The following is a 14,804-nucleotide window of genomic DNA, read 5'->3' as shown; positions in this document are numbered from 1 at the left end:
TCCTGCCAATCCATGAAAATGAATCTTATTGAGCAGGTCTTATACCCTGACACGTTCGGCATAACCTTTTTCAGATTCCAAAAAAGGAAAATCATTGTAAAAAAATGATCCTTTATGTAAAATGAATCATATGCAGAAAAAGACAAGGTTTAATTTTTCGAATATTTAAAATCAACTATATGAAAGGATGCTGGGGGCATTGGAAGCTAAGTTGCGTTTGAGAAAGTCGGTAAAATGCTTAATGATTGGTATTGCTTTATTAGACAAAACAATATTCAAAATGCTACTAAACTGCGGGAAGAAATTAAAAATATACTGCCTAATATGAAAAAAAATCAAAATGTGCTGTTATATTTTAACCTTATAGATTCCGTTTTAAACTGATGACCGAGAATTACAAAGAATCTGGAGATCTGTTAAACGATATCAAATCAATAGCTTTAGAATCCTGTACTGATGATATGATTCAGTACTATTTCTTTTCCGGGTTGTATGAGTTTTATAAGAAAAGATTCACCCAAACTATTAATTTTTATAGAATTGCTGAAAGTCATCTACATAAAATCCCTGATGAAATCGAAAGGGCAGAGTTTAATTATCAAGTTGCCATTGCATACTATGAAATTCGGCAAAATTATTTTTCCTTAAATCATGCTGAAAGAGCATTAGAGAGTTTTAAAGCAAACGGTATGTATTCCAATAGAGCAGCAACGTGTCAAATGGTTATTGCATGTAACAAAATCGCAAAGTTTTCCTCTCCCCCCATTATATCAACTTTTAGACCTTCTGAACTAAAATGTAGTTTCAATTCTTTTAGTCTCAAAATATTACCTCCAAAATTTAATTAATATAATAAATAATCATCTTTAATGAACAATGACATCATACGATTGGAATATGCAGCTCTGTTTTCGTGTCAAAGTGAACCACAAAGCCATTGAACAAACCAAAGAATTTTTTCTGTAATCCTCAAAGCAGTAGCCCCATCTTTAAATCCCATTTGGGGGCATGGTTCGCCCACAATAAGGTATTTGAATTAACGATGATTGTCTTTATATAATTCTTTTAATCCTTTCCAATAAATTTTAAAATGGTATAATTTGATTGATTCATTTTTTTATGGAAGGGTATGAGACTTAATGAAATCAGCTTATTGGCTCGGTAATACAATTAAGTTAAGAGCACCTTTAAAAGAAGACATACATATATTTGATACTTTGGATCGTGACATATTAAAGAATCTGAATTCAATTTCTTTTCCTCGAACCAGAATACAAATTCAAGAATGGATTGATACTATTTCAAAAACTCCCCTAAATGAAAGTGACGATTTTTATTTTATTGCTGAAGATGAAAATGAAAATGTAATCGGCACGATTGAAACATTTGATTGTGATATTAAAAATGGTACATTTTCTTATGCCTTATCTGTTTTCCCTAGCTATAGAGGGAAAGGGTTTAGTAAAGATATGATTTTAACTGTGTTGAGATACTATTTCTTTGAACTTAGATATCAAAAGGCAACCATTTGTGTTTACTCGTTTAACAATGAATCTATAACTCTTCACAAAAATCTTAATTTTGTTGAAGAAGGTAGGTTACGAAATATGATTTATACAAATGGTTCATATTTTGATGAAATCTATTTTGGTATGACAAAAGAAGAATTTAAATCCTTTTATAAATTTCCTACTTAATCTTGTAACCCATTCTGTAATCAACACGAGGAAATTCACCCTTCACCGTTTCAATGATCGTTTTTCCATGTTCCGGTGCCTTAGCTTCGTAAGCTGTTCCGTACCACCGCTTTTTTCTCTTGCCCATTACGCGATGACTTGGACTTCTTTTGTTTGATTTCTTCACTCAAAGCAGTTGCGACATAATATTTGATTGAGTCCATCGCTTTGATCTTTCATGTATCACCATCAGCCTCAAAAAGTGCACAGATTGGACCATTCTTCATTCTGAATATAAATTCTGACTCTGGCTTGCTCAACTTGGGCGAACGTTCTATATGATGGAGCCAAGACGACTGGATTTGGCACTTGTACGTTTGCCACTGAAGCAACTCCTGTTTTTGCAACAACTTGTTGAAACACACTATCATCCCCAACGGAATTGACCTCTTCCTCTTTGATATTTCCAACGACCTTTAACATGAGTCTCAGCCCGCATTCACAAATACCGATTGCAATTTGATGTTGAATTCTTCAGTAGCGTAAAATTGATCAAATCTGAACGAAGGAAGTAGCACTTCAACATTGATAAACTCTTTACGCTGCGTGTCTCTATTAAGCTGAGAGTAAACAGCTAAGATTATTGATTTCGAGAAACCAAGAATTGAAATTATATTTTGGCCAAATACGGTAAAGACCGCGAGCGTGGTTTCCGATGGGGGATAGTCATGAAAGTGAACCAGGCAAATCTAAAATAGATAATTCTTTTTTGATATGGGCGCGGAATTTAGAGTCTTTTAAAAATTTCAGCAGGAACCCATTCATATTTCGAGAAAGTTTTGCTTTCTCGACTGGAGTTAAATCATTTGCAAAAAATGCAATATCTGTCTGGTTTCCATCTTTATCTGTCGCATACATTGCAATTGTAAGAATAAACGCGGTAGATCCTCCCTTTTGTCCCGCATGAACAAGCCATTCACAATTGTTTGGATTTCTCATTATTTGTTCCATTACTGGATCAAGATATTGATATACACTTTCACTAAAATATACTTTGCTATTTAGCTTTTTCATAATAGATACATAATCTCTAGTCGTTGACCGGGGCAAACGGTCGGACCAAATTTTTTGAAAATCATTGTCCAAAGTTTTTCTTAATTGTTTTTTTTCTTGATCAGTTAGTGGTTGGCTCAGCCATCTATTATGAATTTCAATCGCTTTATTACGGTATTCATGCATATCCATGTTTTTCATTACTTCTAGGACTTCTTTTTTCGATAAGTTCTTTTCATTCATCAGTTGGGTAGGTATATAAAGTGCACTTACAATGGGATACATAGGCTCATGCTTTAACATATCTAAGCTCTTTGGAACATGATTGATGTTTTGAAGCCCCAGCACCTCAATTAAGTATTCAGTATTTGCATTAGAACTGTAAGCAATCATCCCGTTGACTACCTCACATAATGGAACACGATCTATCTCTTTGTCTTTTTTCAATTGAATAATCCAAGCCTCATGCGCACCGCCGTCTGTTTTTGGGATATAGAAATTCTCTAATTCCTTTAATCTTACTTCTTTTTGCGGATCGATTTTTCCTGCTGCTGCTTGTTGTGCATATTCAATGGCTAAGATGATTTTCACAGTACTTGCCAGAGGGAGTTGCTCGTTTACGTTAACATCAACCCAATTCTCATCGTTGTGCTTTATGGATAATGAGACATTCCCGCTTCCTGATTTTGCTTTAACAAACTGTACAATATACTCTGGATTTAACTTTTTTATTTCCCTCCGAAACATAAGAATACCGATTGCTATTACTAAACCAAGAGAAATTATTATACCTGCAATAATCAATAGTGCAATCTTCAATTTAACACTCCCTATAATGTTCAAATTACTATAGATACGAATTAAATAATGTTAGGTTTCAATTTCCTTCACACCAGCTCTTATGGTACGCAGTCCAGAAACCGTTCTTCTCAGGATTTCTGGGCATCATGGTCCATCCGAATGACACGGCCATCATCACGTTGATACTTAAGCTGGAATCACCAGTCCACCGCTTTTAAGAATAGCAAACGTTATTTCTGCCTTTTTGATAATCTCCTGGTTTCTCATCGTAATCTTCCTTTTAAAATAAGCCATCCCAAACGGCCTTTTTTAATTAAGTCTTGATCGGTTTTAATTTGTCATCAAGCAATTTCTCAACCTTTTTTCAATTCGTATTCGATTCTGCCAGACGAGAGCTCACAGAAATCTTACGACCGCCTTTTTCTACTGGTGTTTGGTACTTTTGCTTCAAAAAAAGAAGTTTTTCAGCAAATTAAAAAGCCCTTTTTCTTCATTGGCAGAAGAAAAAAGGCTTCTCTTTTTTTCGTTGGTTCAGCGGTCGCGACCATTAAATCCCGGTTATGTCACCTTTTTTGATAACGCATTCCAAGCTTATGCGACGAGAACTCAAGCTTCTTTTTTGACCTTGAAATCGGCCGGCGCAGCCTAGGATTCCACTGCTTCACCGACGGTGTTGCTTGTCGATCTGCCGTTTTCATGCAGAATATCTGTTACATATGAAGGATCACTACACTTCAGTGCAGTTGATGACTTCTGTTGGCAGAGTTGGACGCCAACTTGCCAACAGGTTTCCATAAATGTATATGGCGGGGACGAAACATCTCCTCTGAATTAATTGAGGGATATCAGGCAGATCACTGTATTCCTAAACTTCCATTCATTCAGTTTTCAATTTCCTTCTTTCTGTCAATTGCAATTTTATGCAATAATGTACAAGGGTTTGCTCATCATGTTCATTCATCTTGATAAATTCAACTGTCATGAGCTGTTTGTTTGTTCTGCGATCAATGTAAGTGCGTTTAACTTGAGCATGGACGTCAATCACATCTTCATCATGTCCCTCATTTGGCAGATGGATACTTAGATTCAAATCTTCTTCCGGTTCGTGTTTTTGCGTTTCTTCAATGATTAACGCAGCGCCTCCAGCACTGATATTTGCTGTATATGTTTTAAACATTGAGCCAGATCCATATGAGCGAACAGTGACGGGAAGCGTTGTATTGACTCTAAAAAATTGCCGTCTTTGAACTTTTTTCATTTGAACTTCTTCAGGTAAATACATATTTAGTACAGGTATATCCTGATAAATTTCCCGGCCTTTTATTACACTATTAAATTTATATGGGACTTGTTGCTCATTTATAAAATGAACTGTTGCCGCTGTATTTGTTGGAATAATAACAGTTCTCCCCGTTTCTTCATCAACAGGATAATGCACTCTTAAAACATTGTCTTCAATTGATAGTACTTTGCTTTTCGCAAGGACATATTCTTGAATTTCGTTTTCAAATTCTATTGTTATAATATTTCCTAAAGATAACAATGGACATCACTCTTTCAATTCTACTTAATCATTATATCGGTACTATGACATATAATTTTTAAAAAAGAAAGAAGAAAGCATTGAAGAAATTGAAAGACTTATCATACCCATGGGACCGTAACGCTTTGTAATGACGATCACGCGCAATACTGCATAGACTCCATTCGCTGCTCTGTGAAGATGACGACTTCATTATCATTCAATACATCATTTGATCAGGGATAGGTGTGTCTCCCATTCTATGCCCCTTTTTTCGATTTTTTTCGGAGTAAATATAAAAAACCTTGAAAGGCAATAGCCAATCAAGGTAATCCTTCAAAGTTAATCAATTCTCAAGTCAATTTAAGCACGAATATAATAGTCTGGTTCTTCATCCATTTTCTTCAAAAACTCTTCGAGTGATGGCCGCTATTTTCTTGTCAAAATAATATACTGGACAAATACCGTTCTCTTCTTCCCGTTCTAAATCTAGAGTAAGATATGTCCCCTCACCCTTCAAAAAAGACTAACATGTTCATGGGGATCCATTACTCTATCTCTATGGGTTTTATCAAGATTACAAATAAAACCATACCCTACTCTTAAATAAAACTCTCTTAGTTCATTAGGGAATTTTTTTAGAAAGCGCTTGTTTGACTTCCCCGGTATTTACTTTTATTTCTTGACCCATTTTTCATTTACTCCTTGTTTCGCGCTTCTCGCTTCGCGTTCTCAATCTTTTTCTCTAAAGAACGAACTTTATGGCTGAGCGAGTGAATATCCTCTTCTAAAGATTTGATTCGTTCATCGATTTTGCTTAAAACATCAGAAAGCTGTTTTCCGCTGATGTCATTGTAGGCAGTCTTCATCAGGCCTCGAATACGGTTAAAGGAGTCAGCAAGACTGCCTTGCCACGAATGAGACGACAACTGTGGTTCGGTGATCGTCTTTTTAGAATCAGAGAACTCCGTTTTGTCTTTTTCTAACTCTTTGCGGCAAGCTTTCAGCTCTGTCAAAAATTCTTTCTTCATCGATAAATCAACTTTCATGATATCTAAAGCCAGCGTTTCTCCAAGTATTGAACCGATCATATGCAATACCTCGCTTCCCGAAAAATGTATGACAAAAGTAATGACCAACTAAGAGTTTACCACTATACGGAAAGGAATTGGTGAATAAATCCTTTCAACTATTCTTTAATCAAGAATTTCAAGCGCATAAAAAATGCCGCTAATGAAACGGCTGCAAAAAGATAATTCAAAACTTATTTCTAAGCTAAACAACAACACCATGACTGAGAGCGGGTTGTGATGTTTCTTGAAGCTGGTATACTGCGTGAGCTTTTCTGCTGCTTGGGTTAAATATTTTTCAGCAAATCAAGAAATACTGATGAAAAAGGTGGTGTCTTTTTTGAATTTTCCAATCATTCATACAAACTTTTGGGATGCTGTTATAGCAGTGCCAATTATTTTGATCGTCACACAGATAATTAAAATTTTTCTCAAGGTTCCCAAAAAGTATGTCCCATCAATTGCGATCGCACTAGGCTTAATCATATCTGTTTGCATAAGCCATCGACACAGCCTCATAGCTGGAGTATTTATGGGCGGATTCTATGGTTACGCAGCTATTGGTTCATATGCATCATTGAAAACAACCATTTCATCATATAGAAACAAAAAAACATAAACAGGCAGGAAAATATATCCCCCAGTGAAGGCGCCCAACGAATAAAAGCAAGTTCACATGTTCTTAAATACATAAGTCTTAAATATCGAATGAGAAGTTATCCTGTTTGATGTCTGCCATTGAAAGGATCGGCGTCGTTCCTGCACGCCCGGTTTTGCTTTATGATTTTTTTGCGCCTGTTCTCTTTCCCCTAGGGTTGAAGATTGATTTCCCGAAAAAGCGAATGAATACCACCTCAACAGACACAATAAAAAGAGTTGATATTTCAGCACAATTCGCAAAGGAGTGAAACCATTGTATTGAATGATCATCAGACTGAAAATGCCCCTTTCTATTTTAAAGGAAACATAAAATTCAATAATATGGAGTGATAAACGTGACGCAAAAACATGGAGCAGACAGACCCGATGACTACAAAAGATTTTCTTCAGCAGACAAGGAATACGATTCTCAGCAATCGTTAGACAGCAATGCTAAGACAGAGAACGTTAATACTGAAACTGATAACAAAGAAAACATGAATGACAGCACGGATGTGGCAGGAGAATATTTTGACCCCTCGGATTATGAAGGAGCCACGCAGTTGGAAAAAGGATTGGCTGAAACTCATGAACAAGTCAGTGATGACTATTTTGAAGGAACGATCGATCAAAATCTGGATTAGTCATTTGAACGGCGGAACTAACTTAAAAAGTAAGTTAGTTCCGCTTAGATTAACAAAGTATCGATGTTCTCAAGTCCCAAATTAATCATTCAGTAACATCAAAAGTGATGGCCGAATAACAAAATATCTATTTTTTTATTCCCTGTTTCCCTATTATTATCCGTGCCACTCTTTTTATGAAATTCAAATCCCGTCTCCTTGGTCTTCCGCTCCTTTACTTCAAAATCACTTTCAATCATTGCCAATGTGGCGCAATCGAAAGGAAAGCAGCTACGCCTTCCGCCGATCGAACTTTTATATGAATCTTCTATATATTTGTGCTAAGATAAAGTCATCTTTTGACAGAAAGGCGTGCTACGATGAAAAAATATTTACTCATAACAACCAGAACCGAGAATTTTAAAGATCAATATGTGCCAGCCCATTATCAATTTTTGGACAGGCTTAAAGCCGAGAACCGCTTGGAAATGTTTGGCCCTTTCAGCGATGCTTCCGGGGGCGCTTATCTTATCAGCGCAGAGTCTCTCAAGGAAGCAACAGAGATCGGAAATTCTGATCCGATTGTTGACAGCGGCTCTTCAACACTTGTCATTAAAGAATGGCAGATTAAATAAACTATTTGGACATAGCCAACATAAGCCTCTCCAAACACGGGAAGGCTAATTTAAACGGAAAATCTAGACCTGCGGGTCATTTTGAAATTACGGTAAAACCGTTTTTTCCCTATTGAAGGAGAATAATATAAACGGCCGGATCGACATTTTTTAAAATTCTTTGATTTTTCATGTTCCATATTTCTTTTCCTTCGTCGGTAGGACAAGAAGCTGTTTCTTGCAATCAACAATCTAGGGGGAGCCAAAGGTGAAATCGGCAGCCCCCTAGTCCCACAAATCAATTTTCTGAACAGTCACTTGCTGTTTATGATCAACTTTCCACCCATTCCTTCTATCCCTTTCACTGACTGCCATGACCGTCAGTTTTTTGTTTTTCATAGTTTTTGACAGTACCGCCTATCCCTTTCCCTTTGATCCACATGATCCCGTCTACATCTTTTTCATCTAGTAAACCAAGGAGCCTATTTGTTTTTCCGTTAATGGCTGCAGCTCCTGCATATTTGATTTCCCTATTGACACCGATAACGTTTGAAGCAAATAGCTCGTTCCAGCATTCATCATGCCCGGCAATCTGGGCTCCTGCTGTGTACGGATTAACATATTGGTATGTCAAGGTAATTCGATCTTTCTTTGGATCATTGACGCCCATTTAAATAAATTTTTTCAAGGGGAGTCTCTCGGCCTTCATCAACCCCTACAGCAAAAGTCAAACCAAGATCTTCAATTTCATGGCTGCTCGACCATCCGGTTAAAAAAAGTTGGAGAGGCTTTTACACCCTATCAAAGCCATACGCGATTTTTGGTTTTGTGCTTCTCCCTCAAAAAACTTCCATCTTTTTCAACTCATCTATGCTACAATAAAATGGAAAAAGGAGGGGGTTTTGAATGAAACGCTTTTTGCTGGTCATGGTGTTATTTTGTGGATTTTTCAGTTTTGGGAGCAGTGCTGAAGCTTATTCGTTCCCGCACAAGCTGAATCTTACGTTTACGGGAACTCATGTGGAGGACATTCCCTATAGCGACTCTAACGTTTCTCACTGGCATATTGGCTACAAGTTTACGATTTTTAATGCAGAAAACTGCAAAACAACGATTAAAATTCAGATGATGCATCTTTCCGGCAGGTTTATGAGTTTAAGCATTAAAGATTTTGAAGGGAACTGGCCTGATCGAACTGCTCAGGATGTCATCACATTGATGCCTAGGACTTACAGGCTTTATTTTGAGAATACCGAAGGTGAATGTAAAGATATTCGTATTAAAGGAACATACGGAGCTATTCCGCAAACGTATGATAATTTCTCGGTCTTCAGCCAAAGATAGCCGTTATAACAGACTGCAGGAAGGCAATACAAGCATAAAGGCCCGAGCAGCATTTTGCATGATAGATACTGATATAAACGAATGTGGGGGTATCATTTGAAAAACTTTTGGATATACGAAGACGAAGATCCGTACACTTTAAAAAGCATATCAGAGAGAGGCATTCTGAAAGCTGAAAAAAAGTTAGGTGTGAGACTTCCGGAGGAATATAAAGCGCTTATTCTTGAACAAAATGGTGGCTATATCAATTTTAACGCCTTCCCTTCTGAACGGCCCACCTCCTGGGCTAAAGATCATGTCCAGTTTGACTACTTATTAGGCATAGGGAAAAAGGATGGAATTCTCGAGAGTAAAGCCTTTATTAAAGAATGGGGACTGCCTGACAACCTGGTCCTTATTCATGGAGACGGCCATACGTGGATAGCGCTTGACTACAGGGAGACGAAAGAAAATCCGCCCGTTCACTATTTTGACTCAGAATTTGAAGAGAATTTTAGATTAGCCGGCTCATTTGGAGAATTTCTCTCTAAACTTTATACAGATGACTCCATTGACGATGACCGCTACGGACATACGGGAGGCATACATTCTGGGAATGCAGATATTCCCTATGTCTATTCGGAAGATGCCATCACAAAAGAAAAAGCGGAACAGATTCTGACTGAAAATTCGGCAGCCGATCTGTATCAGATTCATTACTACCCTATTGAAGGTTTAGATGATTTAAATTGGCTTCTGACAAAAATAAAAGAAAGTTCATTGATAGCAAATATTGACAATGGTGTCGAACTTGCCGTTGTTTTGGAATCTATTATTTCACATCATAAAGATTTAATCCTTGATAACGAACAAACAAGAAGGCTGGTTTTAGACATTTCAGCTATTCTAAAGAATTTGAATGACTCTGTTATAGACATCCTTTTATTACAGATAAAAGATTCCCTTTAAAAAACAACTTTTACGTTGTTTTTTATTTATGTTTCCGCCCCATTCTTTAAACTCTCCTGTTCCGAGACCTCAATGTAGGCAACTGTTGTTACTCAACCCTTTTATAAAACATAGAATACTAAATAGATTGTTGGAAATTAATCCACAAAAGGAGTTAAGATTATGAATTTGAATGATATAAAAGGAGACTATAATGCCATTTTCGGATTAGGCCACCTCTGTTTAACTGCTCTTCAGCTTAGGAAAAACAATTTAAGGCCGTATGCAGGTCCTTTAGACTGGGTCGGTACCTCTTCCCTGACCGAACTGAACCGTCTTTTAAAGAATCGCTTTTCAAATTTTATGGCACCCCAAAATCTAAGGGTAACAGGCTACTCAACAGGTGTTTATACTACTGACCGTTATATCTCTTTAACAGATGATTATTATCATGTCGATTCAGCTCATGATTTTAAAGCAGATAAAAATACACTCGAACATCTTGCCACATACAATGAAGTGATGGAAAAATTCAATAGAAGAATCAACAGATTTTATGAAAAGATGTCAACCGCTAATCGGATCCTTTTTGTCAGAACTAACGGAACCTACAAGGAGGCTCAAGAACTGGAGTCCGTATTATCGGATTTAGTACAAAACGACTTCAGGGTACTCCTTATCAATCACTCAAAAGTTAAAGGAATTGTCGAGCAGAATTGGCCATTAAAAAGAATATGCGCGGTTACACTTCCAGATCGTGAAATCTGGCAGTCTAATGATCATCTGTGGAGAGAAATGCTTAATGGCGTGAATTATATCCCCTTTTAATCAAAACTTATAAGCGACAGGAAAAGGTTATAACATCATCATAACCTTTTCCATACATACTCTTCTCTGAAAACTAAACCAAAAAGCTGGTCTTCAAACAGACAAAATTCCCGAAGAGCGGCCTTCTGAAGTCAAGCAAGGTAAGTTTATCACTGAATTTCAAAGGAAAGATCAATAGGCGCCTTCAGGGGATCGGGATAAGATATGGTCTCTAGCTTCCAGCGCTTTTTGTCTCACCTTTTCAAGATCTGCATCAACCAATCGACCGTTTCGTTTCACTGCTTTTCCTGCGACATATACGGAATCTACATTTCCGGTGTGCGCGCTTTGGACGATGGCCCCCACCGCATCAGTCAAAGGGAGCAAATTGACGCTGTCCGTTTTCACCATGATAAAGTCAGCTTCTTTGCCGGGGGAAAGCGAGCCGATTTTATGATCGAGCCTTAATGCCCTCGCCCCGTCAATGGTCGCTGCTTTCAAGATTTGTTCGGCCGATATGCTCAATTCGGGACCAGGCATGATCCCTTCTTTCAACAGCTCTTCATTGCGCTTTGCACGCTCTGCTTGAAGGGCAAATTTCATCTGTGCGAAAAGGTCACCTCCCGTCGATGTCACAACATCAACCCCAAGTGCAGTAAGAACCCTGTTTTTTAGGGCGAGCCCTGTAACAGGATAGCCGTGCCCCATCATCATCTCAATTTCTGGTGTCACAGAAATCGAGCTTCCGTGAGCCGCAAGCATTTTCATTTCTTCTTCACTCATCGCATTGGCATGCACCATATTTAAATCGGGACCGAGCAGCCCGGCTTGATTCAGCTTCTCAATCGAACGATCTTTCGCTCCCCAGTTGCCAAACGCAATATGCATGCTGCATAAGGCATCAAGTTCCCGGGCCGTTTCGATTTCAAACACAGATGTCTTCCATGAAGAAAACTCCGGACCGCGAATGGCAAGCCCCATCGTCAAAAGCTGATCCTTCGATTGAAAATATGCTTTTTTTACCCGTTTCGCTTCGTTCATATTCGAAAGATCACTGTCTCTGTCCCAATATTCGGCATCACCGGATGTTCCGAAAGCGAATACTGCGCGAATGCCGGCGTCTTTCAGTCCCGCAATCAGCTGGTCCGTATGATCAGGCGATTCAATCATCGTCCAGTCCAGCAAAGTTGTGACCCCTGCCTCAAGCGCCTCAAGCGCTCCTAAATAGTTCGCGACCCAATCATCCTCAGGCCTTCTCATTGATCCATAATTGCCATAATAAATCCGGTTTAAATAGGTTTGCAGGGACCAGTCGGCTCCGATTCCGCGGATCACAGATTCCCATACGTGGCGGTGTGTATCGACAAATCCAGGCATGATCAGCATGTTGGAGGCATCAACAATCTCAGCGTCTCCCGGTGCAATCGACTCGGCAACGTCTAGAATGAAGGAGCCTTCAATCAGCATGTCCCCTTTTTCGATCGTATGAAGCTGCGGATCAAGAGTTACAATCGTTGCATTTTGAAAAAGTGTTTTTTTCATAACGGTTCTCCTTTCTTCCCAGCCAACTAGAAAAAACAACATCCTATATGTACCATTTTAAAATAAAAAAGGTATAAATGATATTAATATGTATTGTGCGACTTGAAAATCCGCCTTCTGAGCTAGATGGAAGAGATGCAGTACACGATCACGTTAGAAAAAGAAGAAAGGTGAATTGCAGGAAACAGCGGTTGTTTAAATTGCAATGATGCGTTGTGTATTTATCGTAAATTCTGCTTTCATACTGCTCGCAATCACGATATACGGTTACTACCTCCCAAATGGAAACAGACCATAAAAAAGCTATGGTCTGTGAAATGAGTGAACGTATATTTAACTGCGATCAAAATATGGTATAATCAAGCTTTTATTAATAGCAATGGCCATAGTCCGACTTTTTTTCATAGCCTTTGCAAGGTTTTCCGCAATGATAGTGTTCATGCGAAACGTCTTTATGATGTGAATAAGTGTGCGGATAGTAATGAACATGTTCATATTTGTGATGGTCAATTTTTTTAGTATGCTGCGGATGAATATGAGGAACGACAGACTTTGAATACTTATGATCCTCACAATATTTCGTAGGGTAAACATGCGGCTCATGATGTTTTTTGCAGTACATGTGTACACGCTCCTTTCATTTTATAGATTCACTAGTACATTATGCTGAAAAGCTAAAGCCTGACTGCATAAGTACCTATACTTTGTCCCTATTTTTGCCCGTTCATTTTCTGAAGATCGTGTTTGGAAAATCTGCTTGATTACCCTGAAGCATCCGCCGGTTGAATACCCCTTGCTTCCGGAGTTAAAAAACACACTAAACGAATACTTTAAATGTTCGCTTAAAGTCCTTCATCTCCAATATACCTTGACGGGCTCTGTATGAATATGCAGCTCTGTTTTTGTATCGAAATGAACAACAAAGCCTCTGATTAATCCATAGAACTTGTTTTTTTCTGTAATTTTCATAACGGTCGCTTCGTCTTTAAATCCTGGCGGATGGCATGGCTCACCTACAATATATTGCTTTGAATGAACGGTGATTGCTTGAATTGACTTCATTAAATTCCATTCCCCCTCAAGAAACGTCATGCTTCCTTCTGCTTCTGCGCAAAACGGAGATTCACCCTAGTAAAAATTGCGATTCTTCTCTTCCCTGGAATGCAAAATTATTCGGGTATTTTTACGCTACAAACTGTAGAAGCAGTCTCGGTGATTATCATCATAACACGTTATCCAAAATATTCCTTTCTGCTTTTTGAACATTATGTGGCGGCAGCTCCTCGGTATAGAATCAACCGATAAACTGCGTTAAAATACGGTTGAACATTTCGCGTTCCTCCCAGAACGGACCGTGTCCGCTGTATTGAAACGGAACAAGATATGAATTTCTTATTTTGCGGTTGAGTTCCTTTGCTTGTGCAAACGGAATCACCTTGTCTTGAACACCGTGAATGATCAAGGTCTGAGCAGCGACTTTTCCAAGATCATCATACAGTTTCTCATCTCTCAGCATGTCGATGACCGCTTTTGTTGACCAGCCTGCCGCCTGCAATCCCAATTGAAAAAACCAGTCCGAGAACGGTTGTGTAATATATTGAAAGAAAAATGTGTCGGTCACTTCACGCATCATCTTAGGACGATCGTGAGACGCTTGCTGAAGCAATTTGGCTGCCGTCTCTTCTGTAAATCCCACAGGTGCCGCTGCATCGATCAAAACCAGCTTTGAGACCCCGGAACCCCTGTATCGCGACATATAGCGAAGTGCTATGGCGCCGCCGGTTGAATGACCAGCAAGCGTGAAGCGGTTTAGTTGAAGCGTCTCAACGACAGCGCGGATATCGTCAGCCAAACGGTTGTAATTGTAGCCCGTCGCCGGCTTATCCGAACGCCCGAATCCCCGCCAGTCAATGCCGATACAGCGGTATCCCTTTTGTGAAAGATCGTCAAATTGATATTCAAACTGCAGATGGCTTAATGGCCAGCCGTGCAAAAATACAATTGTTTTGCGGCTTTGAGGATTGATGTCTTCTACGTACAGGTTAACGCCTGATTCTGCCTGAACAAAGTATCCCATGCCGTCGCCCCCAATCATGGTGTCTTTTACCATAAGGTACTCCCAAAATGTCAATAGGTGAATGTCCTGGCGGCTGAAGGTGAAGAATTTGAAAAGGTGTGACTGGTTA

The 14,804-nt window shown here is 38.7% G+C and carries 17 protein-coding genes and 1 pseudogene; 8 read left to right on the top strand and 10 right to left on the bottom strand.

The window, feature by feature from the left end:
• Positions 1–234 precede the first annotated feature (234 nt).
• Positions 235–384 carry a response regulator aspartate phosphatase gene (locus tag M1E06_RS10535; protein ID WP_254114972.1) on the top strand — a complete coding sequence of 50 codons (150 nt, stop codon included), beginning with the start codon at positions 235–237 and terminating at the stop codon, positions 382–384.
• 755 nt (positions 385–1,139) lie between these two features.
• Positions 1,140–1,697, top strand: coding sequence for a GNAT family N-acetyltransferase (locus tag M1E06_RS10530; RefSeq protein WP_080131425.1), 558 nt, complete (start codon positions 1,140–1,142; stop codon positions 1,695–1,697).
• Here M1E06_RS10530 and M1E06_RS10525 read toward each other — a convergent pair.
• The 5 genes and pseudogenes from M1E06_RS10525 to M1E06_RS10505 all read right to left on the bottom strand — a co-directional run.
• Positions 1,690–1,797 (bottom strand): annotated as a pseudogene (locus tag M1E06_RS10525) (XtrA/YqaO family protein); the annotation flags it as partial. The gene M1E06_RS10530 and the pseudogene M1E06_RS10525 sit on opposite strands and share 8 nt — an antisense overlap.
• A gap of 134 nt (positions 1,798–1,931) precedes the next feature.
• Complete coding sequence (locus M1E06_RS10520; protein ID WP_257007282.1) at positions 1,932–2,060, bottom strand: hypothetical protein; 129 nt, start codon at positions 2,058–2,060, stop codon at positions 1,932–1,934.
• Between the two features lie 342 nt (positions 2,061–2,402).
• Positions 2,403–3,548, bottom strand: a complete 1,146-nt coding sequence (locus tag M1E06_RS10515) for a serine hydrolase (protein WP_216904424.1) — start codon at positions 3,546–3,548, stop codon at positions 2,403–2,405.
• 859 nt (positions 3,549–4,407) lie between these two features.
• A complete protein-coding gene (locus M1E06_RS10510) occupies positions 4,408–5,073 on the bottom strand; it encodes a flagellar brake protein (protein WP_145608441.1) in 666 nt (221 codons plus the stop codon).
• A 677-nt stretch (positions 5,074–5,750) separates the two neighbouring features.
• The gene (locus M1E06_RS10505) at positions 5,751–6,143 is read right to left on the bottom strand and encodes a YwqH-like family protein (protein ID WP_216904422.1); all 393 of its coding nucleotides are present in this window, start codon (positions 6,141–6,143) and stop codon (positions 5,751–5,753) included.
• 319 nt (positions 6,144–6,462) lie between these two features.
• Between M1E06_RS10505 and M1E06_RS10500 the strand changes: the two genes are divergently transcribed.
• The 3 genes from M1E06_RS10500 (at position 6,463) to M1E06_RS10490 (ending at position 8,019) form a co-directional block, all read left to right on the top strand.
• The gene (locus M1E06_RS10500; protein WP_095291991.1) at positions 6,463–6,741 is read left to right on the top strand and encodes a hypothetical protein; all 279 of its coding nucleotides are present in this window, start codon (positions 6,463–6,465) and stop codon (positions 6,739–6,741) included.
• 376 nt (positions 6,742–7,117) lie between these two features.
• Positions 7,118–7,405, top strand: coding sequence for a YozQ family protein (locus M1E06_RS10495; protein WP_095291987.1), 288 nt, complete (start codon positions 7,118–7,120; stop codon positions 7,403–7,405).
• Positions 7,406–7,764: 359 nt separating this feature from the next.
• The gene (locus tag M1E06_RS10490; RefSeq protein ID WP_101560992.1) at positions 7,765–8,019 is read left to right on the top strand and encodes a YciI family protein; all 255 of its coding nucleotides are present in this window, start codon (positions 7,765–7,767) and stop codon (positions 8,017–8,019) included.
• Between the two features lie 340 nt (positions 8,020–8,359).
• On the opposite strand, the gene M1E06_RS10485 is transcribed toward M1E06_RS10490, so the two are convergent.
• Complete coding sequence (locus M1E06_RS10485; protein WP_254114970.1) at positions 8,360–8,632, bottom strand: hypothetical protein; 273 nt, start codon at positions 8,630–8,632, stop codon at positions 8,360–8,362.
• Between the two features lie 272 nt (positions 8,633–8,904).
• Here M1E06_RS10485 and M1E06_RS10480 point away from each other — a divergent pair, with 272 nt between their 5' ends.
• The 3 genes from M1E06_RS10480 to M1E06_RS10470 all read left to right on the top strand — a co-directional run bounded on the left by M1E06_RS10480 (position 8,905) and on the right by M1E06_RS10470 (position 11,097).
• Entirely contained in the window at positions 8,905–9,342 is a 438-nt protein-coding gene (locus M1E06_RS10480) for a hypothetical protein (protein ID WP_020451788.1), read from the top strand.
• 96 nt (positions 9,343–9,438) lie between these two features.
• A complete protein-coding gene (locus M1E06_RS10475; protein ID WP_216904420.1) occupies positions 9,439–10,290 on the top strand; it encodes an SMI1/KNR4 family protein in 852 nt (283 codons plus the stop codon).
• A gap of 162 nt (positions 10,291–10,452) precedes the next feature.
• Positions 10,453–11,097, top strand: a complete 645-nt coding sequence (locus tag M1E06_RS10470) for a DUF1796 family putative cysteine peptidase (protein ID WP_020451790.1) — start codon at positions 10,453–10,455, stop codon at positions 11,095–11,097.
• A gap of 171 nt (positions 11,098–11,268) precedes the next feature.
• Here the strand turns inward: M1E06_RS10470 and M1E06_RS10465 are convergent, their stop codons facing one another.
• The 4 genes from M1E06_RS10465 to M1E06_RS10450 form a co-directional block, all read right to left on the bottom strand.
• Positions 11,269–12,618, bottom strand: coding sequence for an amidohydrolase family protein (locus M1E06_RS10465; protein WP_020451791.1), 1,350 nt, complete (start codon positions 12,616–12,618; stop codon positions 11,269–11,271).
• A 370-nt stretch (positions 12,619–12,988) separates the two neighbouring features.
• Positions 12,989–13,240 carry a CotD family spore coat protein gene (locus M1E06_RS10460; RefSeq protein WP_020451792.1) on the bottom strand — a complete coding sequence of 84 codons (252 nt, stop codon included), beginning with the start codon at positions 13,238–13,240 and terminating at the stop codon, positions 12,989–12,991.
• Between the two features lie 230 nt (positions 13,241–13,470).
• Entirely contained in the window at positions 13,471–13,680 is a 210-nt protein-coding gene (locus M1E06_RS10455) for a hypothetical protein (RefSeq protein ID WP_020451793.1), read from the bottom strand.
• A 232-nt stretch (positions 13,681–13,912) separates the two neighbouring features.
• The gene (locus M1E06_RS10450; protein ID WP_039072832.1) at positions 13,913–14,695 is read right to left on the bottom strand and encodes an alpha/beta fold hydrolase; all 783 of its coding nucleotides are present in this window, start codon (positions 14,693–14,695) and stop codon (positions 13,913–13,915) included.
• Positions 14,696–14,804 lie beyond the last annotated feature (109 nt).

The organism is Bacillus sp. AK124 (genome assembly GCF_053903085.1).
This window is presented reverse-complemented; position numbering and strand designations above follow the sequence as displayed.

What these genes read in the sequence shown, in the direction of transcription:
- M1E06_RS10535 (WP_254114972.1), top strand. Translation starts at nt 235, where the DNA reads ATGCTTAATGATTGGTATTGCTTTATTAGACAAAACAATATTCAAAAT.
- M1E06_RS10530 (WP_080131425.1), top strand. Translation starts at nt 1,140, where the DNA reads ATGAAATCAGCTTATTGGCTCGGTAATACAATTAAGTTAAGAGCACCT.
- M1E06_RS10505 (WP_216904422.1), bottom strand. Translation starts at nt 6,143, where the DNA reads ATGATCGGTTCAATACTTGGAGAAACGCTGGCTTTAGATATCATGAAA.
- M1E06_RS10490 (WP_101560992.1), top strand. Translation starts at nt 7,765, where the DNA reads ATGAAAAAATATTTACTCATAACAACCAGAACCGAGAATTTTAAAGAT.
- M1E06_RS10480 (WP_020451788.1), top strand. Translation starts at nt 8,905, where the DNA reads ATGAAACGCTTTTTGCTGGTCATGGTGTTATTTTGTGGATTTTTCAGT.
- M1E06_RS10470 (WP_020451790.1), top strand. Translation starts at nt 10,453, where the DNA reads ATGAATTTGAATGATATAAAAGGAGACTATAATGCCATTTTCGGATTA.
- M1E06_RS10465 (WP_020451791.1), bottom strand. Translation starts at nt 12,618, where the DNA reads ATGAAAAAAACACTTTTTCAAAATGCAACGATTGTAACTCTTGATCCG.
- M1E06_RS10460 (WP_020451792.1), bottom strand. Translation starts at nt 13,240, where the DNA reads ATGTACTGCAAAAAACATCATGAGCCGCATGTTTACCCTACGAAATAT.
- M1E06_RS10455 (WP_020451793.1), bottom strand. Translation starts at nt 13,680, where the DNA reads ATGAAGTCAATTCAAGCAATCACCGTTCATTCAAAGCAATATATTGTA.
- M1E06_RS10450 (WP_039072832.1), bottom strand. Translation starts at nt 14,695, where the DNA reads ATGGGATACTTTGTTCAGGCAGAATCAGGCGTTAACCTGTACGTAGAA.